This window comes from Comamonas sp. A7-5 (assembly GCF_039581385.1).
GTDB classification, from domain to species: Bacteria; Pseudomonadota; Gammaproteobacteria; order Burkholderiales; family Burkholderiaceae_C; genus Comamonas; species Comamonas thiooxydans.
In genome coordinates, this window is record NZ_JBCPWO010000005.1 from 260,220 (window position 1) to 284,518 (window position 24,299).

Consider the following 24,299-nt stretch of genomic DNA (forward strand, 5'->3'; position numbering starts at 1 on the left):
TTGTATGACCCGCAGCCCCGGCGCCTTGAACAGCATTACGGCCAGGCGGATTCCGCCGATACAGTGCCTGCTCACCTTCGAGGCTCTGGCGCGGCTGCGCTCGGTCACCTTGACGGCGGAGGAGCTGTGCGTCACGCCCAGTGCCGTCAGCCACAGGGTCAAGCAGCTGGAGCAGATTCTGGGGGCTCGCCTGTTCGGCCGAACGGATTTCTCGCTGACCACGGACGGCAGCTCCTATCTGGCCCATGTGCGTGAAGGCCTTGGCGCCTTGCAACGCTTTCCAGGAGCGTCAGCCTCGCCTGGGCGCAGACGCCTGAAGCTGGCCGTCACCCCCACCTTTGCGCGCGTGATCCTGATCCCGCGCCTGCGCCAGTTCACCGAGGCCTATCCCGAGATAGACATTGCGCTGCAGGTGTCGATTCCGCTGCTGGATGTGATCGGCGAGGATGCCGACCTGATGGTGCGCTTCGGCGCCGGCCACTATGCCGATGTGGAGCACATCGAACTAGCCCGCGACACTGTCACGCCGCTGGCCTCGCCCAGCTTCATCCGCGAACATGGCCCGTTCGAGCGCCCGGACGACCTGGAAGGCATGCCGCTGCTACGCAGCCCTCTGGAGCCCTGGCGCACCTGGTTCGCCGCGACCGGCCTCGACATGGCCGAGCCCAACGAAGGCTCGCAGTTCAACGACATCGGTCTGATGTGCGACGCCGCATCGGCCAGCATGGGGATTGCCCTGGTGCGCCACAAGCTCGGTGCGCCCTGGCTGGAAAACGGTACGCTGGTGCGCCTCTTCGATGTCGATGCTCCCAGTCCCCACGCACACTATCTGTGCTGGAAGACCGGCATCATGGACCGCTGGGAATGTGCGGCCTTCGCAGAGTGGCTGCGCAAGGCCATGGGCTGAGCTGCAACCCAGCGGCTTCGCTGCGGCGCAGCTCTTGCTCGCCGTCCCTGGCCCGGCGAGCAGCTCGTTACACGGGCTGCTCGATGGATAACGAAGATGGAGCACTCACGGCATGAACCTGCAGCCCAGGCTTTACCCCGGCCTTGACCAGAACCAGGCACTCAACAGCGAAGCGTCTTCGCTGCTCATCCGCGCCCTGGCTGGAACGGGCAAGACGACTACGCTGGCCATCAAGGCTGCCGACCTGATCCGCACCCAGGGCGCGCGCAACGTGCTGATGCTGGCCTACTCGGAGGCCGGCATCAAGGCCATTCAGGCGCGCCTGGACCGCCTCTCCACCGTGCGTCTCGAAGGCCTGCATCTGCTCACTCTGGAGCAGTTTTGCGCCCGGATACTCGAAGAGCAGGGGGACCCGGTCCCCATGCTCTCCTCCGGCCTGGAAAAGAACCTGCTCATCCAGCAGGCGCAAGAAGCGCTGTCGCAAGAGGCCGAACGGCATGCCGAGCTCGGCATACCCGAACTGACAGACTACTTCGCACGGCCTCTGGACATCAGTGCCTTCCTCGCTTTCGAGGCCCAGGCCAAACAGTGCATGCTGGAACTCGATATCGACGACAGCGGCCTCGGCGCGCTGGCATATTGCCGCGACAACGCCCTGGACTACGGCCTGTACCGGCTGCTGCGCAGCTATGAGCGGCTACGCGCGGGCCCCACCCAGGAGCCGCTGTTCTATGCGCCCGGCGACTGCACCTACGCGCTGGCCTGCCAGCTGGCAGCACTGGACTTCGATGCCGGCTTCCCGCTGCTGCAGGGTCGCTTCGAAGCCGTGCTGTTCGACGAACTGCAGGACCTTGACGAAGCCGCACTGCTGGTGCTGCGCCATCTGGCGCGCGGTAATGGGCGCTTTATCGGTGTCGGTGACTTCAACCAGCACATACTGCCGGGCGCCTCCTCCATCTTTGGCGACAGCGCCCAGCGCATCCTGCAGGAGCTGCCTGCGGGCACCGGCCAGGCCACGCTCAACACGACCTATCGCTTCGGCCCCGTCATCTGCCAGGAACTGAACCAGCTCTTCGGCGTGGAATTCGACGCCCATTACCGCAATGCCTCGGCCTGGTTCGAACATCGCCGTGGCGATGACGAGGACTGCGCCCGGCAATTGCTGGATATTCATGCCGCAGTGGCCCGCCAGCCCCGCAAACCGCAGGACCCGCCGGCCGTGCTGCGTGTCATCCTGCATTCGCCCGAAGATTCGGTACTGCTCGAATGGCTGTTCGCCCACGAGGGCGTGCACTATGCCTGCAAAGGCATGCAGCGCTTCTACCAGCGCCGCGAAATCGCCCTGGTGCTGGCCATGCTGTGGGCCATGCAGGGCTGCAGCGGCGGTGCGCTGCTCTCGCAAGGCATTCTGAGCAGCGCTGCCGAAGGTCTGATGCGCTATGTGCGCCATGCCAGCCCGCCCGACCGGGATCTGCTGGCCAACGGCCTGTTCGACATGACTGCACTGGGCGACGCCCCGCCGGAGTCCGACACGCTGCGCATTGCCGCCGAACTCATGGGACAGCAAGCCGCCATGCGCCGCTTCCTCGCCGCCTACATCGCACCAGACTCCCCCTGTGCCCGGTTGCTGGCCTTGACCACCGACCAGTGCGCCGATGCGGGGCAGTTGCTTCAGCACCCTCTGTTGCGACAGTTCTTCGCCCAGGCCCCCATCAGCCAGGACGAACTGCGCCAGTGCCTGGCCAGCCTGCAAGCGCTGTCGCGCATCTGCGCCGGGCTTTCCGTCGATGAATTCCTGGGTCGCCTCAGCCTCATGGTCCAGTCGAGCATCGCGCAGCATCAGCGCCATGAAAAACCCAGCTTGCAACTGCTCACGGTAGAACGCAGCAAAGGCCATGAATACGAGTATGTGGCCGTGCCCTTTGTCAATTCCAGACACTTCTCGCCCAATGCGAGCGACCCACAGCGCAACATGCTCTACGTCGCCATGACCCGCGCCAGCAAGCGCCTGTGGATACTGGAGAGCAGATGACGACGCAAGGCCATGGGGCGATGCAGATCAAGCCCGTATCTCACAAGCGGGTCAAAACACCATAACGTCGCCCCCAGCCGACATGGCCACAGTTGCCCTCTCCCCCCCTTGTTGCAATCCTCCCACCATGGGCTCACAACAACGAGGAGGAGACCCATGCAAACCCCATCGCGCTGCGCCTGGCTACTGGCCGCCAGCATCACAACCAGCCTGACCCTGCATGCGCAGGAGAACAAGCTCACCATAGGCGCCAGCTTGCCACTGTCAGGCTCGCAGGCCGAGGCCGGCAAGGAAGGGATGAGCATCATGCAGGCGCAGGTGGAGGCATTCAACAAGCAGGGAGGCCTGGGCGGCAAAGCTTTGACACTCAAGGTGCTGGACGATGGCTACGAGCCACAGCGCGCCGCCAGCAATGCACGCCAACTGATCCAGGAAGGAGCCCTGGCCCTGCTCAACTGCTGGGGAACGGCCAGTTGCACAGCCATGCAACCCGAGGTACAGCAAGGCCAGACGGCCCTGGTGGGCGTGATTGCCGGAGCCGGCAGCATGCGCCAGCAGCCGGGCCGTTTCATCTATCCGCTGCGCGCCAGCACCCAGGCAGAAGTCGCGGCCATGCTGCAGCAGATGCAGACCATAGGTCTGCGGCGGATCGCCATCGTTCACCAGAACGACGGCTTCGGCAAAAACAGCCTGCAGATCGCCCTGAACGCCTTTGCAGCCAATGATCTCAAGGCCGCGGCAACTCTGGCCGTGGAGGCATCGGGCAGCAACACCCCGGACCTGGCCAGACAGCTAGCCGCCCTGCCCGATCTCCAAGGCGTCATCGTGCTGGCGGGCACCCCTGCCACTATAGGTCTGATCACCATGGCCAGACAGGCTCATGTCACGGCGCCTTTCTACAACCTGGCCGCCCAGGCCAACCGTGCGGTGGTGCAAGGGCTGGGCCCTTATACACGCGGCATTGCCTTCACCACCCTGGTACCCAGCCCCTGGAAGGGCGCGGTTCCGGCCATCAAGGACTACCAGCAGCTCCTCGACCACGGCGGCATGCCGCCTGCCTCCTATCTGGGCCTGGAAGTCTTTCTCAACACCCGAACCCTGCTGGACGCGCTGCGTAAAGCTGCACCCACAAGCAATCGAGCGGGCTTGCTGGCCGCCCTCGACGCCATGGGCGAGATTCGCTACGGCGCCATGCATCTGCGCTTCACACCGCCGCGCACCGGCTCCAGCTATGTGGGGTTGACCATGATTGATGCGAGCGGCCATTTCAGGGAATAAATCAATTCCAAGTCTTATTCATCAATCGTCAATAGCTATTATTTAAAGAGCAAATATCATCATCGTCGCAAAGCATTTCAAGCAGCTTTGCAATAAAGCTCACACCAATGCGCGGGCGCATCCCCTACATTTGCAGGCATGACGTTCGCCAGCACTTTTACCGATCTCGTCGCCACCTCCAGCGCAGCGGCCAACGCCGCGCACCACCCGCCCGAGCAGTCCGAGCGTGCCCGGCGCCAGGCCGAGGTGGTGGAGGCACTGCGCCCCCATGTGCCGGCGCATGCCCTGCTCTATCAGAGCGAAGACACCACGCCCTATGAGTGCGACGGACTGACGGCCTACCGCCAGCGCCCTCTGCTGGTCTGCCTGCCCGAGACTTATGCTCAGGTGCAGGCCGTGCTCAAGGCCTGCTACGCCATAGGAGCACCCGTCATTGCACGTGGCGCGGGGACGGGGCTTTCGGGCGGCGCCATGCCTCACCCCATGGGCGTGACGCTGTCGCTGGCCAAATTCAACAAAATCCTCAAGGTCGATGCCTACAGCCGTACAGCCCTGGTGCAGTGCGGCGTGCGCAACCTCGCCATCAGCGAAGCCGCTGCCCCCTACGGCCTGTACTATGCGCCCGACCCCAGCAGCCAGATCGCCTGCACCATCGGCGGCAATGTGGCCGAGAACTCGGGCGGCGTGCACTGCCTCAAGTATGGGCTCACGGTGCACAACGTGCTCAAGGTCAAAGGCTTCAGCATCGAAGGTGAGCCCGTCGAGTTCGGCTCGGATGCACTCGACACCCCCGGTCTGGACCTGCTGGCCGTCATGATAGGCAGCGAAGGCATGCTGGCCGTGGTGACCGAGGTCACGGTCAAACTCGTGCCCAAGCCCCAGCTGGCGCGCTGCATCATGGCCAGCTTCGACGATGTGCGCAAAGCGGGCGACGCAGTGGCTGCGGTGATCGCGGCCGGCATCATTCCCGCCGGACTGGAAATGATGGACAAGCCCATGACGGCCGCCGTGGAGGACTTTGTGCGCGCCGGCTACGATCTCACTGCAGAAGCCATTTTGCTTTGCGAGAGCGACGGCACGCCCGAGGAGGTCGAGGAAGAGATCGCCCGCATGAGCGAAGTTCTGCGCCACGCTGGTGCCACGGCCATCACCGTCAGCGAAAGCGAGGAAGAACGTCTGCGCTTCTGGAGCGGGCGCAAGAACGCCTTCCCCGCCAGCGGCCGCATCAGCCCCGATTACATGTGCATGGACTCCACCATTCCGCGCAAGCGTCTGGCCGACATCCTGCTGGCGATTCAGGAGATGGAGAAGAAATACCAGCTGCGCTGCGCCAACGTGTTCCATGCAGGAGACGGCAATCTGCACCCCTTGATCCTGTTCGATGCCAACAACCCCGACGAATTGCACCGCTGCGAGCTGTTCGGCGCCGACATTCTGGAAACCAGCGTCGCCATGGGCGGCACGGTGACGGGTGAGCATGGTGTGGGCGTGGAAAAGCTCAACAGCATGTGCACCCAGTTCACAACGGCCGAGAACGCCCAGATGTTCGCGCTCAAAGCGGCGTTTGATCCGCAATCGCTGCTCAACCCCGGCAAGGTGATTCCCACGCTCAACCGCTGCGCCGAGTACGGCAAGATGCTGGTGCGCGGCGGACAGATTGCCCACCCCGATCTGCCGCGCTTTTAACCGCCAGGAGAGCCATGCAGCGCAAATACAGGTTGATTCTGAGACTGTCTGCGCTGCTGCTCATGGCTGCCAGCCCAGGTGTGCATGCACGCGGCTATGCCTCCACCGGCAAATGTGGTATCTATCCACGCCTGGCCATCACCAGTCCCTCGGGCACCTGCGTAGGGTTGATAGCCGACGATGCCCATGGGCTGCGCTTTCCGCGCCGCGTATTGGAGATTGAGCCGGGCCGTATCTGGGTGCTGGACATGGGCAACTGGATGCCCCAGGTGGGCCAGCTGATCGAACTGCGCCTGCCGCCAGACGCGGCGACTCCCGCCAATGCCAACACCACGGCCAGGGCCGTCGAAGCAAGAGTGTTGCTGAGCAAGCTCAACTACCCTTCGGGTATGGCGCGCGGTCCGGACGGAAAAATCTATATCGGCGAGGCCGACAAGATATGGCGCGCTGCAGTGCCTTCACTCGGACAGACACCTCAGCCCGAGTTGCTGGCCAGCGGCCTGCCGGCCGACGGTGCGCACCTGCTCAAGGAGCTGGCGTTTGCGCCGGACGGCAGCCTCTACGTCAATATGGGATCGGCTACCGATGCCTGCCGGGGTGAAGACCAGAAGCAAGCCGTGCCCTGCCCCGAGCGCAGCGCGGCCATGCCGCGCGCTGCCGTCTGGCGCATGGTGCTGCAGGCCGGCAAGCAGCCCGTCAAGGAGTTCAACCCCTTTGCCAGCGGCCTGCGCAACTCCATGGCGCTGGCCGTGATGCCCGACGGCCCTGCGGCAGGTACCGTCTGGCAAGGCGAAAACAATATCGACTACCGCGACCCCAGGCAACCGCCGGAGGAGCTCAACCTGCTGCGCGCGGGTGCCGACTACGGTTGGCCTTACTGCATAGGCGCACGCCAGAACGCACAGGGTTATGAAAAGCGCTTTGACTGCAGCAAGACCGAGGCACCGCATATGCTTTGGCCCGCCCACGTGGCTCCGCTGCAAATGCTGGCCACGCCTGTGGGCAGCGCATTTGGCGGGCAATTGCTGGTGGCCTGGCACGGCCAGCGCGCAGACGGTCAACGCCTCGTGGGCTTTGCGCGCGACGACAAGGGCCGGCCCTCTGGCAAACCCATTCAATGGCTGAGCAACTGGGACGCCAGGCCCGGTCTGCGCCCCGGCGGGCGCCCCACGGGCATCGGCCTCGATCATGCGGGCCGCCTGCTGGTGGTGGAGGACTTCAACCGCAGCCTGCTGATGCTGATGAGTGAAGCGGGCACGGCGCCAAGACCCAGGTAACCAGGTAAGGTGCTCAGTTCAGCAGATCGCGTCCACGTGCCAGAAACCTCGCGTACTCCTCGTCGGGGACAAACAGGCCGCCCGTGGTCCAGACAATATGTGTGGCGTTTGCCATGTGCGGCAACAGCTTCTGGCGCTGCAGATAATCCTGACCCGCAACACTCTCCAAAAGGGCGCGCGGACCGCTAAAGCCCGCTGCGGCCGATGGCTCGATCTGCAGCCCCTCTCTATCCTTCAACAGGCACAGATGGCGAAACAGGGTTTCGTCCTCCACCGTGAAAACTCCGCCGAGAAAACCACGCACCACGTCGGCAGCCAGCTCCGATGCACGCGGCACTGCCAGGCCATCGGCCTCGGTCTGGTTGTTCAAGCCCAGCTCATAGACCGAAGGATGGGCTTCCAGACCAGGCAGCGCTGCAGCACCGGCGAGCATCTCCACCATGAAGCAGGGCGACTGCACGGGCTCGGCAAAAAAACAATGCACATGCGGCCCGAATGCCTGCTGCAGACCCAGCGCCACGCCGCCGGGTGCGCCCCCCACGCCGCAGGGAATATAGACAAACAAAGGATGCATTTCATCCACGGCAATCCCGTTCTGTGCAAGTTGCGCGACCAAGTGCGGAGCCGCCGCCGCATAGCCAAGCAGCAGCGAAAGCGAATGCTCGTCATCCACAAAGTGACAGTGCGGATCCTGGTCGGCCAGCGCGCGGCCTGCGGCCACGGCCTGGGCATAGTCGCCGGCATGCTCCACCACCTGCACACCACGGGCTCGCAGGCGCTGCTTTTTCCACTCCTTGGCATCGGCAGACATATGGACCGTTGCCTTGAAGCCAAGGCCCGAAGCCATGACGCCAATCGACAGGCCCAGATTGCCCGTGGAGCCTACCGCCACCTGGTACCGGGCGAACACCGCACGCGCAGCATCGGAGGCCAGTTGCAGATAGTCGCCATGGGCCAGCAGGCCATGCTGCAAAGCGATCTGCTCCGCATACTCCAGCACCTCATGCACGCCACCGCGTGCCTTGATGGAGCCCGCTACTGGCAGGCTGTGATCGGCCTTGAGCCAGAGCCGACCCAGTTGCTCGGGCAGTTGCAAAGCCTGCTGCATCTGCGGCACGTGCAGCAGTGCCGACTCAATACGTCCGCCAGACACCTGCAACTCTGGAAACAGCTGCGCCAGCAAGGGTGCAAAACGTTCAAAACGCTGTACAGCCTGCTGAACCTGAGCTGCGTCTATAGAGTGCGTGGACCGAGCACCTTCGCTGCGCCCGGCCCATAGCGCGGGCCGGGCATGACGCAGGTCTTCAACAAGGTTGCGCAGTGCAGGGAAAGTCATGGCAGGCATCCATCGTCATACAAGACCGCCATATTAGGGCCAATGGAGCATGCCAGACAGGTCAGCAAAGGCGCCGCATGGTCGCTATACCTCGCCCATGGCCGGGTCGCTGATCGTGTGCTGACCGGTTTCCACGCGGCCGGCAAAGCGCCGGTAGTACGCCGGATCGCTGTTGCAGGTTACGGCAAAGTCATACCATTGACCGCTGGCCTTCAGCTCCCAATGCCTCTCGGCGCTGGCGGCAGCGGCAACGCTAACCGTCCATGGACCGTCGCTCAGGTAGGCCATGGGTGTGATGGTGAACACCGCAGCCTGAGCGCCCTTGTTCATCAGATCCACGTAGACATTGCCATTGGCGATGTCGTAGCAGACACGCACCTCGGGGGCAGCCTGTGTACTGCCCAGGCGATTCAGGTCGCCCTTGAAGTGGCGGTGAAAACCGTTGGGGCCCAGCACCCAGAGGTCGTACTTGCCGAAATTGTCGCGCACGGCATCCCAGGTATCGGCCAGCGTCTTGCCCGCTTCCACCATATAGCGGCGCGGCGTGCGATCCAGCTTGTAGCGGTCATAGACATGGAAGACGGCCGCCTGTGTACCGGTGTTGGCAAACACCAGCTCCACCTTGCTGTTGGCCTGACAGCGCGCACTGGTGTGCAGCTCGTAGGGCAAGGCCCGCGACGGACGCGTACCGACCGCCTGCAAAGGCAGTTGCATATCGCGCGGCACCGGCACGGCGGGCAACTTTTGCTGATCGGCACGCAGCTGGTCGGCGACATCGCGTGTGGATCGTCCAGCCAGCACGGGCAGGGTCTCGTTGTTCGGCGTCTTGAAGTTGAAGGTACTCAGAAGATCTCCACATACCGCACGACGGAACGGGCTGATATTGGGTTCCTTCACGCCAAAGCGTGCCTCCAGAAAACGCAGCACCGACGTATGGTCGAATACCTGCGAGTTGACCCAGCCGCCACGACTCCAGGGCGAGATCACATACAGCGGAACGCGCGGCCCGGGACCGTAGACACGGCCATCGGGGGCGGGCTGGCTGCGGCTGCCGACCGGCGCGCCATGCGTGAAGTACTCGGCCTGCAGATCGGCCTCCGGCAGCGTGGTCTTGCCTGCATAGGTCTTGTCGGCGTTCTGCGATGGCGCCGAGGGCGAAGGCATATGGTCGAAGTAGCCGTCGTTCTCGTCGAAGTTGACCAGCAGCACGGTCTTGCTCCAGACCTCGGGATTGGCCGTCAGCGCGTCCAGCACCTCCTGCAGAAACCAGGCGCCCTGCACCGGGCTGGATGGGCCGGGGTGTTCGCAATAGATGGACGGTGCATTGACCCAGGACACCTGGGGCAGCCTGCCTTCGCGAATATCGCGCTTGAAGGCGTCCAGGTATTCCTCGGGCTTGTTGCCAGGCAAGGTGTTGGCAACGCCTTTGTACAGCGGGTTGGCCGCGTTGTCGCTGGCCACATCATAGGCGTGATAGGGCAAGGCCTGGCCGGTGTTGGTATACGGCGCATTGGGCGCACCGCCGCTGGAGACCGGAAAGCCGGAGGCCAGATTCGCTCTGCGGAAGTTCTGGAACGCCCCCAGCATGTTGTCGCCCCACTCGTCGGGCATGTTCTGGTAGCTGATCCAGCTCACCCCGGCTTCCTGCAGCCGCTCGGCATAAGTCTTCCATGTGTAGCCGGTGTTGGCGTCGCTGGGCACGCCGTTGATGGCATCCCACTCGTTATTCACGAAGGCCACGTTCTGCGGTATGGCACCGTTGGTACCTGTCATGTGGAATGACCGGTTGGCGTCGGTGCCAGTGTGCATGGCGCAGTGGTAGGCATCGCAGATCGTGAAGGCATTGGCCAGCGCGAACTGGTAGGGGAGCTCCTGCTCCTTGAAATAGCCCATGGAGGTGTCCGTCTTGGCCACGGGCCAGCGCGACATGCGGCCGTTGTCCCAGGCCTGCTGACTGTCCAGCCAGGAATGAGGGGTTCCGGAAACGCGTTGCGCGTTGTTGGCCGTTCCGTCCAGATGGTAGGGCGTGATGACCGTACCGTTGGCACGCTCCTGCTGCCAGACCTTGCGGCCGTTGGGCACGGGAATCGTCATCCGGTCGCCAAAGCCGCGCACCCCCTTGAGGGTGCCGAAGTACTGATCGAAGGAGCGGTTTTCCTGCATCAGGATCACCACATGCTGTACGTCCATGAGCGTGCCCGTGACATTGTTGGCCGGAATGGCCAGCGCACGGCGGATGCTGGGCGGAAAGGCCGCCAGTGCGGCAGCGGAAAAGGCGGCGTTCTTGCCGGCCTGCAGAAGGTTGCGTCGCGAAATCATGGTGAAGCCTTGTCTGTCACCGCGCTCAGGGAGCACAGCGCATCTCCGGCTTGGCCGGCTCGGTGGGGTTCGTGGGGGTCGTGGGATTGGTCGGGTTTGTGGGAGCAGGCGGGCTGTCATCGCTGCCACCACAGGCGGCCAGCGTGGCGGCCGTCAGACAGGCGAGCGCCAGCGCCTTGATCAAACGCTTGTTTTGCATGGAGTCTTTCGCTTTGATGTCGACAGGTTTCGACCGGCAAGAATCTAGGAAAAGCTCGTGTCATCCCGATGACGTCCGTGTTTCAGTACGTTTCTTCGCATCGGGCCAGCGCTCAAGATTCGCAAGCCTTGCCCGGCACGAAGCGCCATGCAAAAAGGGCCGATGCATTCGCATCGGCCCTGTGCAGAGAACATCAAAATGCCAGTCAGAACGCTGGCGCTTGCACGGCTACTGGCGCTTCTGATAACCAAGTCTGTACAGCAGCGGCAGCACCAACAGCGTCAGCACCGTGGACGAAAGAATGCCTCCAATCACCACCGTGGCCAGCGGCCTTTGCACCTCGGCCCCCGTTCCCGTGGCAATCGCCATGGGCACAAAGCCCAGCGATGCCACCAGGGCCGTCATCAACACGGGACGCAGACGCGTGAGCGCCCCTTCGGTGACGGCCTGTTCAACGCCCATGCCCTGCTCGCGCAGCGAACGGATATAGGCAATCATCACCAGGCCGTTGAGCACGGCCACGCCGCAGAGTGCGATAAAGCCGATGGCCGCCGAAATGGACAGCGGAATTCCGCGCAGCCACAGCGCCGCAATCCCGCCCGTCAACGCAAACGGAATACCAGTGAAGACGATGAGACCGTCGCGCACGTTGCCGAACATGGCAAACAGCAGCGTGAACACCAGCGCCAGCGCCACGGGCACCACGACCATCAGGCGCTGGCGGGCCGACTCCAGGTTCTCGAAGGTTCCGCCCCAGCGTGTCCAGTACCCTGCAGGCAACGCAACACCTTCGAGTTCCTGCTGAGCCTGTGCCACAAAGGAGCCGATGTCTCGCCCGCGCACATTGGCGCTGACAACGATACGGCGCTTGCCATCCTCGCGGCTGACCTGGTTGGGCCCCGGTGCCAGCTCCACCGTCGCCACCGATGACAGCGGCACAAAGCCCAGACGCCCGTCGCCGCCGCGCGGCAGCGCAATCGGCAGGCGGCCTATGCTGTCCACATCGCTGCGCATGGCCTCGGGCAGGCGAACCTGGATGGCAAAACGTCGATCTCCCTCGAACACCGTGCCGGCTTCACGCCCGCCGAATGCCGTGCTGATGGCATCTTGCACATCGCCCATGTTCAAACCGTAGCGCGAGGCTTTTTCGCGGTCGATCTGCACCGTGAGCATGGGCAGGCCCGTGGTCTGCTCGACCTTGACCTCGGAGGCGCCAGGAATCTTCTGCAGCATGGCGGCCACGGCCTGCGCGGACTTTTCCAGCTGAGCCATGTCGTCGCCGAAGATCTTGACGGCCACATCGCTGCGCACGCCCGAGATCAGCTCATTGAAGCGCAGCTGAATCGGCTGCGAGAACTCGTAGTTGCTGCCCGGAATCCTTTCCACAGCCTCTTGTACGGCAGCCAGCAGATCGTCACGCGAGCGCGCCGGATCGGGCCATTGCTCACGCGGCTTGAGCATGATGTAGCCGTCCGAGATATTGGGCGGCATCGGGTCCGACGCGATCTCGGCCGTTCCGGTGCGCGCAAACACACGCTCGATTTCAGGGAACTGCTTTTTGAGCTCGCTCTCGATCTGCATCTGCATCTGCACCGACTGCGTAAGGCTGGTGCCCGGTATGCGCAAGGCCTGAATCGCAAAGTCGCCCTCATTGAGATTGGGTGCAAACTCGCTGCCCATGCGCGTGGCCAGCAGCAGGCTCAGGGCAACGATGACGCTGGCCGCCGTCAACACCACTGCTGGTGCATGCATGACCTTGTCCAGCACCGGCGCATAGGCACGGCGCGCCCACTCCATCAAACGGTTTTCCTTCTCTGCCACCTTGTCGCCCATGAACAGCGCAATCGCGGCAGGGATGAAGGTGATAGACAGCAGCATGGCACCCAGCAGCGCGATCACCACCGTCAGCGCCATGGGGTGGAACATCTTTCCTTCCACACCGGTGAGCGCAAAAATGGGCAGATAGACCACCATGATGATGAGCTGACCGAACAACAACGGACGCCTTGCCTCCCTGGCTGCCGCAAACACCTCCTCAAAACGTTCGCTGCGGGTCAACGATCGGCCTGCTGCTGCCTGGGCATGGGCCAGACGGCGCACGCAGTTCTCCACGATAACCACCGCGCCGTCAATGATGATGCCGAAGTCCAGCGCCCCAAGGCTCATCAGATTGGCGCTGACGCGCATCTGCACCATGCCCGTGAAGGTGAACAGCATGGACAGCGGAATGATCAGCGCAGTGATCAGCGCTGCCCGCAGATTGCCCAGAAACAGGAACAGGATCGCCACGACAAGCGCCGCCCCTTCGATCAGGTTCTTCTTGACCGTGGCAATGGCCTTGTCCACCAGATTGGTGCGGTCGTACACCGTCACGGCCTTCACGCCGGGCGGCAGGCTTTTGTTGATCACCTGCATGCGCTCATGCACCGCCCGCGCCACTGCGCGGCTGTTCTCGCCAATCAGCATGAACACCGTACCCAGCACCACTTCGCGACCGTTGTCCGTGGCAGCCCCCGTACGCAGCTCGCGACCCAGGCCCACATCGGCCAGATCGCGCACGCGAATCGGCTGGCCTTGTGCCGACCCCACGATGACTTCGCGAATATCGGCAATACCCCCCACCTGTCCCGGTGCGCGGATCAGATACTGCTCGCCCTGGCGTTCGATATAGCCGGCACCCACATTGGCGTTGTTGCGCTCCAGCGCTGCGACGATATCGGCCAGCGTGAAGCCATAGGCCGCCAGCTTTTGCGGCTGGGGCGCCACCAGATATTCCTTGGCGAAGCCGCCGATGGAATTGATCTCGGTCACTCCCGCCACATTGCGCAGCTGGGGCTTGATGACCCAGTCCTGGATCTCGCGCAGATCCATGGGTGTATAGGGTGAGCCGTCGGGTCTGGTGGCGCCCTCATCGGCCTCCACGGTCCACAGATAGATCTCGCCCAGCCCCGTGGAGATAGGCCCCAGCGCAGGCGCGACGCCCGCCGGCAGGGCATCGCGCGCCTGTTGCATGCGCTCGTTAACCAACTGGCGTGCAAAGTAGATGTCCGTGCCGTCCTTGAATACCACCGTCACCTGGGACAGGCCATAGCGCGACAGCGAGCGGGTCTGCTCCAGCCCCGGCAGGCCGGCCATCACGGTCTCTATGGGGAAGGTGACGCGCTGCTCGGTCTCCAGCGGCGAATAGCCGGGAGCGGAGGTATTGATCTGCACCTGCACATTGGTGATGTCGGGCACGGCATCGATGGGCAGACGCTGGTAGTTGTAGATACCCAGGCCCACCAGGGCAAGCGTGGCCAGCATGACCAGCCAGCGCTGGGCAATCGCAAAGCGGATGATGCGCTCAAACATTCAAACTCCAAATATCTTCATCTGCCCTGTCACACTGGCGCAATCCAAACCAGAGACACCGAGCAAGAGCCGCCTCGCGGCGGGGCCGCCCAGGCGAGGGTGTCGTCCCCCTTGGGGGCGCCGTGCAACGGGAAGGCGCGCCGCGCCTCAGGGGGTGGCTAATCAGTGCACATGCTCGGCCGTTGCCTTGCCAAGCTCGGACTTCAGGACGAAGCTGCCGTCCTTCACATAGCGCTGGCCCGTGCTCAGGCCCTGCAGCACTTCGGTGTTCTGGCCATCGGTCTTGCCCAGCTTCAGGGCCTGCGCCCTGAAGCCGCCGTCCACCGGAACAAACACCACGGGCTTGTCGCCGTCGATCTTCTGGATGGCCACACTGGCCACCGTCACCGCCGCCTTCTGGCTGGATGCCGTCAGATCCACATTCACGAAGAGGCCCGGACGCCAGATGCCATCCGGGTTGTCCAAGGTGATGCGTGCCGGTGCCGTGCGGGTTTCCTGCCCTATCAAGGCGCCCACATAGGCCACCGTCCCCGTGGCTTTCGATTCAAAGGCCGTCGCATGCACAGTGGCCTTTTCGCCCACGCGCACAAAGGGCAGGTCGCTGGCGGCCACCTTCATTTCGGCCCAGACCGAACGTAGATCGGAGATGGTGAACACGGCCGTGCTGTCCTGCACGGCCTCGCCCACGGAAAGATGCTTTTCCACCACCACCCCATCGAAGGGCGCGCGCAGCTCGAATCGGTTCAGCGCCCCGGCAGAGCCTGAGCCGGCACCGATCGCAGCCAGCTTTTGCTGCGCATTGGCGGACGCGATCTCGGCCTCGCGCAGTGCCTGCTGGGCCTGCAGATAGTCCTGCTCGGCAGAGATCTTTTCCTGCCACAGCTGCTTTTCGCGCTGATAGGTGGTGCGCGCCAGTGCGAGACGCTTTTGCGCGGCCATCAGCTCGCTGCGCTGCTCGGATACCGCAGGGCTGGTCAGGGTGGCCAGCAACTGGCCCTTCTTTACCACCTGCCCCAAATTGGCCGCTACGCTCTCCGCCACGCCCGCCACCCGCGGCACCACATGAGCCGTCCTGTCCTCGTTGAAGCGAATCTCGCCCGGCAACTGCAGCATGCTGGCGATCAATGCAGGGCCAGCCTCGGCCAGCGCCACGCCCGCAGCCCTGGCACGCGCGGCATCGAGTTTGAGCAGACCTTCATCCTCATCATCGGCATGAGCGGATTCAGGCTTGGCTGCGGGTTTTCCGGTGCTTGCTGCCTGTTCATGCCCAGGCTCGCTGCCATGGTCATGCCCCTCTTTTTCGTCATGCTCATGCCCGCTCTTTTCTTCATGGGCATGACTCTTCTCTGCAGCACCGTGACCGTGGCCTTCGGCGCTTACAGCCGCCGGCTGCGTACCGTAGACAATGGCTGCAGCAGCGGCCGCACCGAGCGCCAGAATGATGGCGATGGCAATCGCCGTGCGGCGGGGCTTAGGGGATGTGGAATTCATGATACGTGCTTGTTCTTACTCAAGACCGGGCACATCGCCCAGTTGGCGGGTGATGTCCGCAGCCGCCTGATGGGTTGCCACCAGTTGCTCCAGATAGAGGCTGCGTGCCTCGGCCAGCGTGCGCTGGGCATCCAGCACTTCCAGATAGCTGAACTTGCCCAGGGCAAAGCCCTTGGCTGCGACTTCGTAAGCGGACTCGGCCGCCGGCAGGACCTGCTGCGCCAGTTGCTCGGCCTGGGCCCGGCTGGTCTGCAGCTGCTCGCGTTGCTGCTGCAGCTGTGCGTACATTTGCTGGCGCGTGGCCAGCAGCTCATCCTCGGCCTTGTCGGCCAGACGCAGCGCCTGCAGCTGATTGCCGCGGTTGCTGTCCAGAATCGGCAGCGGCACCGAGATACCCACCACCAGCTGATTGCGTCCCACTTCCTGCGCACGCTTCATGCCCAGACTCACGCTGGGGTCAGGCAGGCGCTTGGCACGCTCGAGCTCGGCGACGGACCTGGCTTGAAAAACGGCCTGCTGCGCGCGCAGCATCTGCGGTGAATGCTCCAGCTTTTCCAGCATCAGGCCCTCATCGGGCAGCACAGGCAGTTGCGCCAGCTCCCCCACCGCGCTGCCAAATGCCGCTGGCTGCGCTCCCCACAGCGCCGCCAGCTGCTGACGTGCCACACGCAGACCGGAGCGCGCTTGCGCCAGCGCCAGCTCGGCACTGCTCTCGGCCACGCGGGCCTTGGTTTCCTCCAGAGGAGCCACCTTGCCTGCCAGCACGCGCTTGGCCGCGGCATCGCGGGCACTGGCGGCAATCTCCAGCGTCCTCTGGTGCAGTTGCACGCGTTGCTGGCCGGCCAGCACATTGGCAAATGCCGTGCGCACATCGGCACGCAGACCGGCCTGCGCGGCCTCCAGCTCGGTCCTGACCAGTTCGCGACCATGCCCGGCCGCCTTCATGCGAGCCTCGCGCTTGCCGCCGATCTCTATGGACTGGTTCCATTGCAGAGTCATGGACCTGGTTTCGCGGCGCGTGTCTTCCTGCGAATAGGCCAGCTCGGGGTTGGGTCTGGCGCGACTCTGGATCAGCGCCCCCTCGCTGGCCGCCAGGGCCTGCGCTGCCGCTCGCAGACCGGGGTTGTGCTCCATGGCCAGCGCCAGTGCGGCCTGCAGGCTGATGGGGGCGGCTGCCGCTGCTGTTGCGGGCGCAGTTTGTTGCGCCCAGGCACAAGGCACGAAAAGGCCCAAACCGCTGCCCAGCAACACAGCGGCCGCCTTGGTGATGAATGTCATGGTGATGCTCCGCCGGCATGCCTGCCCTTCCATTGGCAGTCTTGTGCAAGCGGAGCAAATCTAGCCTCGCGGCCCCCACAGGGTTCTGACCTCAAGATGACAAATTTGTCATCTTCGCAAACGACCGACTTGCTCGACAATCTGCGCATGAAGCTTCTAGTCATCGAGGACGAAACCAAACTCGCCGAATACCTGCAAAAAGGCCTGGGCGAGGAAGGCTTTGTGGTCGATGCCGCGCACAACGGCATTGACGGCCTGCATCTGGCCACCGAGCAGCCCTACGACCTCATCATTCTGGACGGCATGCTGCCCGGCATAGACGGCCTGGCCGTGCTGGCGGCTCTGCGCCAGTCCCGCCAGACGCCAGTGCTCATGCTCACGGCCCGCGCCCAGGTGGAGGACCGCGTCAAAGGACTGCAGGCCGGCGCCGATGACTATCTGGTCAAGCCTTTTGCATTTTCAGAACTGGTGGCCCGCATTCATGCACTGCTGCGCCGCGGCCTGCAGGCCCAGGCCACGCCCGAAGCCACTGTGCTGCGCATGGCCGATCTGGAGCTGGATCTGCTGCGTCACCGCGCCACGCGTGCCGGCCAGCGACTGGACCTGACGGCCAAGGAGTTCAATCTGCTGAGTCTGCTGCTGCGGCGCCAGGGCGAAGTGCTGTCGCGCACCGAGCTGGCCTCCCAGGTCTGGGACATGAACTTCGACAGCGAAACCAATGTCGTCGAGGTCGCCGTGCGCCGCCTGCGCCTCAAGCTCGACGCGCCGTTCGAGTTGCCCCTGCTGCACACGGTGCGCGGCATGGGCTATGTGCTGGAGCTTCGCCTTGATGCCTGATAGCCGGTGCTTACCATTCGCGTAGAGCGATCAGTTCCTCCACATCCGCCTCTTCAAAACCATAAGCCTTGGCAATGGCCTCGAAGTCAGCCGCAATGCATTCACGTGCCGCCGTCTCCATCTCGCTGCCCTGCTCTTCGAACTCCTGCTGCAGATCGTTGAAACGCTCGGTCGCAGCGTGGGTCAATCGATACAGCTGCTCCAGATTCTGCGGCTTTTGCTGCTCTATCTGCAGGCAGAGTTCTCTCAGAATATCCTCGCCCTTGCGAACCAGTTCTTCAGGGAAATAGCTGTCCTCGTACATCTCCAGCAAGAAGGCGTAGTTGTTCATGATGGCGTTACCAAGACTCATGGTCCGTTCCTTTTTCCAGCAAACCGCAAACAATGAATCTTCCAGCATAGCAGCCACTCATGACCGCTGATCACGTCTCTCCAAGCACTCCTCAGATCCCGAACCTGAGCCGCCGGCTGTCGCGCTCGCTGGCCCTGCAGACCATGCTGGGCCTGGGCCTGGTCTGCGTGGCCGTGTACTGGGGCAGCTGGCTGGCACTGGCCCAGCGCCAGCAGGAAAGCCTGGAGCAAAAGCAGGTCACGGTGACGCATCTTCTGCAACAGGCGCGTGCCAACCGCTCCGCGTCCAGCATGCAGCACATGTTGTCCGACTTTCTCACGGGCCACGAGGATATGTCGATCCGCGTCAGCTATGCCAGCGGCGCGCTGCTGTTCGAGAAACTGCACCAGCCCCTCGACGATGTTCACAGCGCACGGCGCAGCTTCAGCGTCGTGCTGCCAGCCCATGTGGATCCGCAGGAGCAGCAGCTCGTACAGGTGCTGCTGATGCTGGACCGCCGCCCCGACGATGCCCTGCTGCGCCAGCTGGCCTGGATTCTGGGCCTTGCTGCCGTCAGCGGTGCTCTGCTGGTGTCGCTGTTCAGCGCCTGGCTGGTGCGCTGCGGGCTGGCGCCTTTGCATTCGCTGGTGGAGCAGACCCGGCAACTGGGCGCCAAGGATCTCACGCACGACTGGCAGACCAGGCTTGACGACAGCAACCAGCCCCAGGAGCTGCGTCCGCTGATTGCCCAGTTCAACGCGCTGCTGGAGCGGCTGGCCGTGGCCTACCGCCAGATGGAGGCCTTCAACGCCGATGTCGCCCATGAGCTCAACACCCCTCTGACCACGCTCATCAGCAGCTGCGAGCTGGCTCTGCGCAAGCCCCGCGATGCAGGGGAGCTGCGCGATATCCTGGCTTCCAATCTGGAGGATCTGCAGCGCATGGCCGGCATCGTGGCGGACATGCTTTTTCTCTCTCACGCTGATCGCGGCGAAAGCGCGCACCGCATTCAGGTGGCCAGCCTGGCTGGTCTAGCGGACGAAGTGGTGGAGTATCACGAGGCCGCGCTGCAGGAGGCTAATCTGCAGGTGCGGGTGCAGGGCGATGCGCAGGCCCAGGTCGATGCGCGATTGCTGCGCCGGGCGCTGTCCAATCTGCTGGGCAATGCCACCCGCTATGCCACGCCGGGAAGCTGCATAGAGATACAGATCAGCACGCCGCAGGCCGGCCAGGTCACGCTGGCGGTGCAGAACCAGGGTCAGGCCATTGCCGCAGAACACCTGCCCAGGCTGTTTGACCGCTTCTACCGCTCGGACGCAGCCCGCAGCCAGGCCGATCGCAACCACGGCCTGGGCCTGTCCATCGTGGCCGCGATCGCGCGCATGCATGGCGGACAGGCGTTTGCACGCTCCGGCCTGTCTGTCACCAGCATCGGGCTGAGTCTGCCTGCGGGCCAGGATGCACAAGCACGGGCGCCTGTTTCATCCGGCAACCGGGCGTAAAAGCCGATGAGGCCCACACGCAGCACCGAGCAGGGATGACATGGCGCTGCGCGGTCAGGCCGCAAGATGGCCGGCCGTGCATCGCTGAAAGGAAACACCATGCATTGCTTGAGAAACGCTGCCTGCCTGGTTCTGGCCGCCAGTGCAGCTCTCGGCCTGCCCGCTCTGGCTCAAGGCCGGATTCCCGATATGCAGCAGGCCGGCGCGCTGCGCTACAGCTGCGGCGGCATAGGCGAGGACGAGTCCACGCTCATGCGCGCCGCGATGAAGGACTACCCGCTGTCGCTGCTGTTTGCGCAAAAGGACGGCGCCTATCTGGCCAATGTGGTGGTCGAGGTCAGCTCCGGCAAGGACAGCAGCCGCTTCACGGCCAACGGCCCGGTCTGCCTGATCCAGCTGCCTGCCGGCAGCTACAAGATCACCGCCACCACCAGGGAGGGCGTAAGCAAGACCCAAACGGCAGAGATCGGCAAGGGCCCGCATCAGCTGGACTTCCGCTACTAGCGGCAAGCCTACCCGCAGGCGCCGGCAATGCCCCGGGGCCGTCCAGGGGAGATGCGCGCGGTCGCGCTCCGCGAGGCCAGGCAATGAGGACAATAAGCGCCATGTCCCAAGATCAAGACGCATCCACCTATCAGGCCCATCTGCAGGCCGGCAACGCGCTGGTGCAGCAGGCCCAGAAGATTGCCACGCAGGACTTCGAGCAGGCCCGCGCCTTCTGGCAGGCAGCCGGCAAGGAGTTCTATCTGGCGCACAAGGCCGATATGAACGAACCGGAAGCCGCCTTTCGTCTGGCACAGGCCTGGATGGCCGAGGCCCATGCCTTGCAGAAGGAAGAAAACCGCAACGCATTGCTGATGTGGGCCAACGCCGCAGCGCAATGCGAGCTGGCCTTCGACCTGGAGCCCGAGAACGGCCGCATCGCCATGACGGCCGCCAGCTGCCATCTGTTCGCCGGCCAGGCCGATGCCGCCAAGGCCTGGCAGCTGATTGGCAAGCAGTTGCTGCCGCCCGAGCCTTCCGCACCCGATGCCTGATACTTTTGATAGCTTGCTGCGCATGAAAATAAAGGGTTTCAATGCTTTTATGCATTAAAACCCTTTATTCATTGGCGAAAGCAGCTATTAAATTTGCCACCTCCCGCGTAGCCTAGCGATCGAGTGCAGCGCGAATCTGCTGCGCATTGGCCCGCATGGCCTGGGGGCCGCTGCTACCCAGCAAATACCAGAGCTGCGGATCAACGAACACCAGTTGCTGCTTGCGGCCCGCACGGGTGTTCCTGATGGTGTCGTTGTCGAACAGCACCTGGGAAGGAACGACCGGCTTGCCATCCTTGTCCCTGGTGCTGCCCGTGCCCGCATTGCGGTCGATCACGAACAGCCATTCGGGGTCAATCCTGGCGATATCGTCCATCTTCAGCGCAATGCCCCGCGCCTGCGCCGGATCTGCGGGCAGGGCGGGCTTGATGCCCAGCACGTCATGCAGCAGACCGAAGCGCGAGCCCGGCGTCTGGGCGCTCATGTTTTTGTTGACGGCCAGCACCAGCAGGCCTGGCGCGGCCTTGGCCGCGGCAGCGCGGGTGGCTTCCACGTCGCTGCGCACCTGCTGCATGAGCTGCGCGCCCTGCGCCTGCTTGTCCCACAGGCTGGACAGCGCGGTCACATTGCGCTGCATATCGCCGAGCAAGTCCTTGCCCGAAGTGCTCAGGTCCAGTGTCGGTGCGATACGGCTCAGCGCTTCGTACTTGCTGGCCGAGCGGCCGGCCACCACGATCAGATCGGGGCGGATGCGGCTCAGCGCCTCGTAGTCGGGCTCGAACAGCGAGCCCGCCACCTGGTAGCGGGCATCGGCGTAGCCCGTCAGATAGGCGGGGAAATGAACCTTGGGCACTCCCGTCACCGGCAGCTTGAGCGCCTGCATGGTGTCCAGCGAAGCCAGGTCGTAGACCACCACGCGCTGCGGCGCCAAAGGCAGCTCGGTCACGCCTCTGGCATGCTGGACCTGGATGCGGGCGGGTTGGGCCGCAGATGGCAGGGACTGCGGCGTTTGCGCCCAGGCGGAGCCGGCCATCGCCAGCAGTGCCACAGCGGCGGCGCGACGACTGATCAGTTGTTGCATGAAGAACCTTGAAAAGCAAAACAGAAGAAAAGTCGGCAGCCCTTGCCGGGCATTGCGGCAACGGACTGCGATGAACAGGATCAGAACTTGACGTTCATGCCCAGCCAGTAGCGGCGGCCGTCGAGCACGGTGTCGTAATTCACGCCGTCATAGATGACCTGCTTGTCCAGCAGGTTGTAGATGCCAGCGTACAGCGTGACGGTCTTGTTGAGCTTGTAGGAGCCGCCCAGATCCAGCATGGTGTAGCTCTTCTGGGTGAAGCTGCCCGAGGATGCTCCGCCCGTGGGGGCGCTTTCCTTGCCGCGATAGGAAGCCTTGAGCCAGCCGTTGAGCTGGGCCGTGGGGCTCCAGTCCAGCGAGACATTGAACAGATGGCGTGGCAGCTGGTTCAGCGGCTGGCCGGCAAACTCGCCGCTCTTTTGCTCGGACTTGGTGAAGGTGTAGTTGGTCTTCAGGCGCAGCGTCTTGCTCAGCTGAGTTCCCAGCGAAGCCTCCAGGCCACGCGTGATGGCGTTATCCACATTGATGTTCGTGGTGGGCACGCGGCCCGAGCTGTTGAGCGGGCCGCAGCTGGGGCAGGCCACGCGGGTGATCTTGTCCTCGAACTCGTTGTCGAACACCGTCAGCCCTGCCGTGGTGCCGGCGCCGCTGTCGTAGAGCACGCCGATTTCCTTGGTCAGCGAGGTTTCGGGCTTCAGATCGGGGTTGCCGTAGATATTGCCGCCACGGCTGCTCTGGCCCCAGTCACCCACGGTCTGACGCAGCGACGGCGCACGAAAGCCCGTGGAGACGCCGCCCTTGACCGTCCACTGCGGGGCAAGATTCCACACGCCATACAGGCGCGGGCTGACCTGGCCGCCGGCCTGGCTGTCATGGTCGTAGCGCAGGCCGCCGGTCAGTGCGAAGTCCTTGAGAAGACGCCATTCGTCCTCGGCAAACACGGCCCACTGGCTGCGGTTGATGCTGGTGCGGCTGGCATTGGGCAAGGTGTTGGTGGTGGTGTCGTTCAGGTCCTGCTCGTTGTAGCTCACGCCCGTGGTCAGCAGATGGCTGGCCCCCAGCGGCGCCACCCAGCTGCTGTTGAACACCGTGTTCTTGATGGTCATGTCGCGCGACAGATTGCGCGTCTTCTCCTGCTGCAGATAGGTGTCCGAGGATGCCCAGCCCCAGCGTCCCTTGTGCTGCAGCGAGAAGTTGTCGCGCTCGAACTTGCGGTCGCTGAGTGCAGCCGTGGCCGCCAGCGTCTTGCCCGGCGTCGAGGTGTAGTGCTGCTTGCCCGTGCCCAGCTCGGCAATGATGTCGTGGTCCTTGTTGGGCGTCAGCGCCAGCTTGACGTTGAGCGCGCGATTGTCGTAGTCGTTGTAGCCGTTGAGGATGTTGTCCTCGCCGCGCTTGTTGTAGTTGCCGTAGATGCTCAGGCCCAGCAGATCGGTCTGTATGGGGCCGGACAGATAGAAATTGCTCTGGTAGATATTGCCCGAGGACGAGCGCTCCTGCAGCGTGGCTTCGGTGCGGATGGAGCCCATCCACTCTTTGGCCACCTTGCGCGTGATGATGTTGATCACGCCGCCCATGGCATCCGAGCCGTAGAGCGAGGACATGGGACCGCGCACCACTTCGATGCGCTCTATCGCCTCCAGCGGTGGCACCCAGCTCTGGTCGGTACCCGTGGAGCCGTTGGCCTGGGTTTCGCGGGTATTGGTGCGCTTGCCGTCCACCAGGATCAGGGTGTAGTTCACGCCCATGCCGCGCAGGCTGATGTCGTTGGAGTTGTTGTCCGAAGGCACCAGATTCACGCCTGGCACGTCGCGCAGCGCATCATGCAGATTGTTGTAGCTGCCTTTTTCCAGCTCTTCGCGGGTGATGACGGAAATCGATGCCGGCGCATCCTTGATCTCCTGCTCGAAGCCCGAGGCCGTGACCACCACGGTCTCCAGAGATTTCTCCTGTGCCGCCGTCAGCCCGTGGGTCAGCAGGCCTGCTGCAGCCAGCGCCATGCCCAGCATGGGGCGCAGCGACCGGCGGGTGGTGAACAGAGGACGGAAAGACGAAGACGCGCAGGCCATGGCCAGGCCTGCAGCAGCGGCTGCATGAATTTGCATGATGAGTTTGGAAGAAGATGCACATCGACCAGGCACGGCTGCGCCTCATGGCCAAAGCCACGAACAGCAGGTGCAGGTCAGCGAAGCATTCGCGCTGTTGGAGTGATGAAGAAGGCAATCACGATCTGCGCATGAGATCGTCCTGGCTAAACCATGCAGCTGGGCATGGCGGCATGCGGTCATTCAATGTGCATGCCTGGCTGAGTCAAAGATTGCAGCAAGGTCTTCTTGTTGCGAATAATTCTCATTGTAACC

General features: G+C 63.6%; 18 protein-coding genes. 9 read left to right on the forward strand and 9 right to left on the reverse strand.

All coding sequences use genetic code 11. From position 1 onward, the window contains the following. Window positions 1-4 precede the first annotated feature (4 nt). The 5 genes from AAIL67_RS11520 (at window position 5) to AAIL67_RS11540 (ending at window position 7,180) form a co-directional block, all read left to right on the forward strand. Window positions 5-907: a LysR substrate-binding domain-containing protein gene (locus AAIL67_RS11520; RefSeq protein WP_012840040.1), complete on the forward strand. Its 903-nt coding sequence runs from the start codon at window positions 5-7 to the stop codon at window positions 905-907. A gap of 112 nt (window positions 908-1,019) precedes the next feature. After that, on the forward strand, window positions 1,020-2,939 hold the full coding sequence (locus AAIL67_RS11525) for a UvrD-helicase domain-containing protein (RefSeq protein ID WP_224649077.1): 1,920 nt from the start codon (window positions 1,020-1,022) through the stop codon (window positions 2,937-2,939). Window positions 2,940-3,095: 156 nt separating this feature from the next. After that, the gene (locus AAIL67_RS11530; protein ID WP_063663646.1) at window positions 3,096-4,217 is read left to right on the forward strand and encodes an ABC transporter substrate-binding protein; all 1,122 of its coding nucleotides are present in this window, start codon (window positions 3,096-3,098) and stop codon (window positions 4,215-4,217) included. 138 nt (window positions 4,218-4,355) lie between these two features. After that, window positions 4,356-5,903 (forward strand): FAD-linked oxidase C-terminal domain-containing protein, encoded by a 1,548-nt coding sequence (locus AAIL67_RS11535; protein WP_224649079.1) that lies wholly within the window; start codon window positions 4,356-4,358, stop codon window positions 5,901-5,903. Window positions 5,904-5,917: 14 nt separating this feature from the next. Next, on the forward strand, window positions 5,918-7,180 hold the full coding sequence (locus AAIL67_RS11540; RefSeq protein WP_224649081.1) for a PQQ-dependent sugar dehydrogenase: 1,263 nt from the start codon (window positions 5,918-5,920) through the stop codon (window positions 7,178-7,180). A 13-nt stretch (window positions 7,181-7,193) separates the two neighbouring features. On the opposite strand, the gene AAIL67_RS11545 is transcribed toward AAIL67_RS11540, so the two are convergent. The 6 genes from AAIL67_RS11545 to AAIL67_RS11570 all read right to left on the reverse strand — a co-directional run bounded on the left by AAIL67_RS11545 (window position 7,194) and on the right by AAIL67_RS11570 (window position 17,154). Further along, the gene (locus AAIL67_RS11545) at window positions 7,194-8,525 is read right to left on the reverse strand and encodes a D-serine ammonia-lyase (RefSeq protein ID WP_082877361.1); all 1,332 of its coding nucleotides are present in this window, start codon (window positions 8,523-8,525) and stop codon (window positions 7,194-7,196) included. A gap of 75 nt (window positions 8,526-8,600) precedes the next feature. Next, window positions 8,601-10,835 carry a phospholipase C, phosphocholine-specific gene (locus AAIL67_RS11550; protein WP_343484065.1) on the reverse strand — a complete coding sequence of 745 codons (2,235 nt, stop codon included), beginning with the start codon at window positions 10,833-10,835 and terminating at the stop codon, window positions 8,601-8,603. 25 nt (window positions 10,836-10,860) lie between these two features. Beyond that, a complete protein-coding gene (locus AAIL67_RS11555) occupies window positions 10,861-11,034 on the reverse strand; it encodes a hypothetical protein (protein ID WP_165570867.1) in 174 nt (57 codons plus the stop codon). Window positions 11,035-11,262: 228 nt separating this feature from the next. Beyond that, window positions 11,263-14,385 (reverse strand): CusA/CzcA family heavy metal efflux RND transporter, encoded by a 3,123-nt coding sequence (locus AAIL67_RS11560; RefSeq protein ID WP_343484066.1) that lies wholly within the window; start codon window positions 14,383-14,385, stop codon window positions 11,263-11,265. A 162-nt stretch (window positions 14,386-14,547) separates the two neighbouring features. Beyond that, complete coding sequence (locus AAIL67_RS11565; protein WP_343484067.1) at window positions 14,548-15,876, reverse strand: efflux RND transporter periplasmic adaptor subunit; 1,329 nt, start codon at window positions 15,874-15,876, stop codon at window positions 14,548-14,550. Window positions 15,877-15,891: 15 nt separating this feature from the next. Continuing rightward, a complete protein-coding gene (locus tag AAIL67_RS11570; protein ID WP_343484068.1) occupies window positions 15,892-17,154 on the reverse strand; it encodes a TolC family protein in 1,263 nt (420 codons plus the stop codon). Window positions 17,155-17,301: 147 nt separating this feature from the next. On the opposite strand from AAIL67_RS11570, the gene AAIL67_RS11575 reads away from it, so the two are divergent. Then, a complete protein-coding gene (locus AAIL67_RS11575) occupies window positions 17,302-17,991 on the forward strand; it encodes a heavy metal response regulator transcription factor (RefSeq protein ID WP_003068520.1) in 690 nt (229 codons plus the stop codon). Between the two features lie 10 nt (window positions 17,992-18,001). On the opposite strand, the gene AAIL67_RS11580 is transcribed toward AAIL67_RS11575, so the two are convergent. Next, window positions 18,002-18,343 carry a DUF5713 family protein gene (locus AAIL67_RS11580; protein WP_063663633.1) on the reverse strand — a complete coding sequence of 114 codons (342 nt, stop codon included), beginning with the start codon at window positions 18,341-18,343 and terminating at the stop codon, window positions 18,002-18,004. A 59-nt stretch (window positions 18,344-18,402) separates the two neighbouring features. On the opposite strand from AAIL67_RS11580, the gene AAIL67_RS11585 reads away from it, so the two are divergent. The 3 genes from AAIL67_RS11585 to AAIL67_RS11595 all read left to right on the forward strand — a co-directional run bounded on the left by AAIL67_RS11585 (window position 18,403) and on the right by AAIL67_RS11595 (window position 20,861). Continuing rightward, window positions 18,403-19,824: a heavy metal sensor histidine kinase gene (locus tag AAIL67_RS11585; RefSeq protein ID WP_343484069.1), complete on the forward strand. Its 1,422-nt coding sequence runs from the start codon at window positions 18,403-18,405 to the stop codon at window positions 19,822-19,824. Window positions 19,825-19,923: 99 nt separating this feature from the next. After that, complete coding sequence (locus AAIL67_RS11590) at window positions 19,924-20,328, forward strand: hypothetical protein (protein WP_343484070.1); 405 nt, start codon at window positions 19,924-19,926, stop codon at window positions 20,326-20,328. 101 nt (window positions 20,329-20,429) lie between these two features. Then, window positions 20,430-20,861, forward strand: a complete 432-nt coding sequence (locus AAIL67_RS11595) for a hypothetical protein (RefSeq protein WP_343484071.1) — start codon at window positions 20,430-20,432, stop codon at window positions 20,859-20,861. A gap of 112 nt (window positions 20,862-20,973) precedes the next feature. Here AAIL67_RS11595 and AAIL67_RS11600 read toward each other — a convergent pair whose 3' ends face one another. After that, complete coding sequence (locus AAIL67_RS11600) at window positions 20,974-21,942, reverse strand: siderophore ABC transporter substrate-binding protein (RefSeq protein ID WP_343484072.1); 969 nt, start codon at window positions 21,940-21,942, stop codon at window positions 20,974-20,976. An 80-nt stretch (window positions 21,943-22,022) separates the two neighbouring features. After that, window positions 22,023-24,044, reverse strand: coding sequence for a ligand-gated channel protein (locus AAIL67_RS11605; protein WP_343484073.1), 2,022 nt, complete (start codon window positions 24,042-24,044; stop codon window positions 22,023-22,025). Window positions 24,045-24,299: the final 255 nt, after the last annotated feature.

What these genes read in the sequence shown, in the direction of transcription:
- AAIL67_RS11520 (WP_012840040.1), top strand. Translation starts at nt 5, where the DNA reads ATGACCCGCAGCCCCGGCGCCTTGAACAGCATTACGGCCAGGCGGATT.
- AAIL67_RS11525 (WP_224649077.1), top strand. Translation starts at nt 1,020, where the DNA reads ATGAACCTGCAGCCCAGGCTTTACCCCGGCCTTGACCAGAACCAGGCA.
- AAIL67_RS11530 (WP_063663646.1), top strand. Translation starts at nt 3,096, where the DNA reads ATGCAAACCCCATCGCGCTGCGCCTGGCTACTGGCCGCCAGCATCACA.
- AAIL67_RS11535 (WP_224649079.1), top strand. Translation starts at nt 4,356, where the DNA reads ATGACGTTCGCCAGCACTTTTACCGATCTCGTCGCCACCTCCAGCGCA.
- AAIL67_RS11540 (WP_224649081.1), top strand. Translation starts at nt 5,918, where the DNA reads ATGCAGCGCAAATACAGGTTGATTCTGAGACTGTCTGCGCTGCTGCTC.
- AAIL67_RS11545 (WP_082877361.1), bottom strand. Translation starts at nt 8,525, where the DNA reads ATGCCTGCCATGACTTTCCCTGCACTGCGCAACCTTGTTGAAGACCTG.
- AAIL67_RS11550 (WP_343484065.1), bottom strand. Translation starts at nt 10,835, where the DNA reads ATGATTTCGCGACGCAACCTTCTGCAGGCCGGCAAGAACGCCGCCTTT.
- AAIL67_RS11555 (WP_165570867.1), bottom strand. Translation starts at nt 11,034, where the DNA reads ATGCAAAACAAGCGTTTGATCAAGGCGCTGGCGCTCGCCTGTCTGACG.
- AAIL67_RS11560 (WP_343484066.1), bottom strand. Translation starts at nt 14,385, where the DNA reads ATGTTTGAGCGCATCATCCGCTTTGCGATTGCCCAGCGCTGGCTGGTC.
- AAIL67_RS11565 (WP_343484067.1), bottom strand. Translation starts at nt 15,876, where the DNA reads ATGAATTCCACATCCCCTAAGCCCCGCCGCACGGCGATTGCCATCGCC.
- AAIL67_RS11570 (WP_343484068.1), bottom strand. Translation starts at nt 17,154, where the DNA reads ATGACATTCATCACCAAGGCGGCCGCTGTGTTGCTGGGCAGCGGTTTG.
- AAIL67_RS11575 (WP_003068520.1), top strand. Translation starts at nt 17,302, where the DNA reads ATGAAGCTTCTAGTCATCGAGGACGAAACCAAACTCGCCGAATACCTG.
- AAIL67_RS11580 (WP_063663633.1), bottom strand. Translation starts at nt 18,343, where the DNA reads ATGAGTCTTGGTAACGCCATCATGAACAACTACGCCTTCTTGCTGGAG.
- AAIL67_RS11585 (WP_343484069.1), top strand. Translation starts at nt 18,403, where the DNA reads ATGACCGCTGATCACGTCTCTCCAAGCACTCCTCAGATCCCGAACCTG.
- AAIL67_RS11590 (WP_343484070.1), top strand. Translation starts at nt 19,924, where the DNA reads ATGCATTGCTTGAGAAACGCTGCCTGCCTGGTTCTGGCCGCCAGTGCA.
- AAIL67_RS11595 (WP_343484071.1), top strand. Translation starts at nt 20,430, where the DNA reads ATGTCCCAAGATCAAGACGCATCCACCTATCAGGCCCATCTGCAGGCC.
- AAIL67_RS11600 (WP_343484072.1), bottom strand. Translation starts at nt 21,942, where the DNA reads ATGCAACAACTGATCAGTCGTCGCGCCGCCGCTGTGGCACTGCTGGCG.
- AAIL67_RS11605 (WP_343484073.1), bottom strand. Translation starts at nt 24,044, where the DNA reads ATGCAAATTCATGCAGCCGCTGCTGCAGGCCTGGCCATGGCCTGCGCG.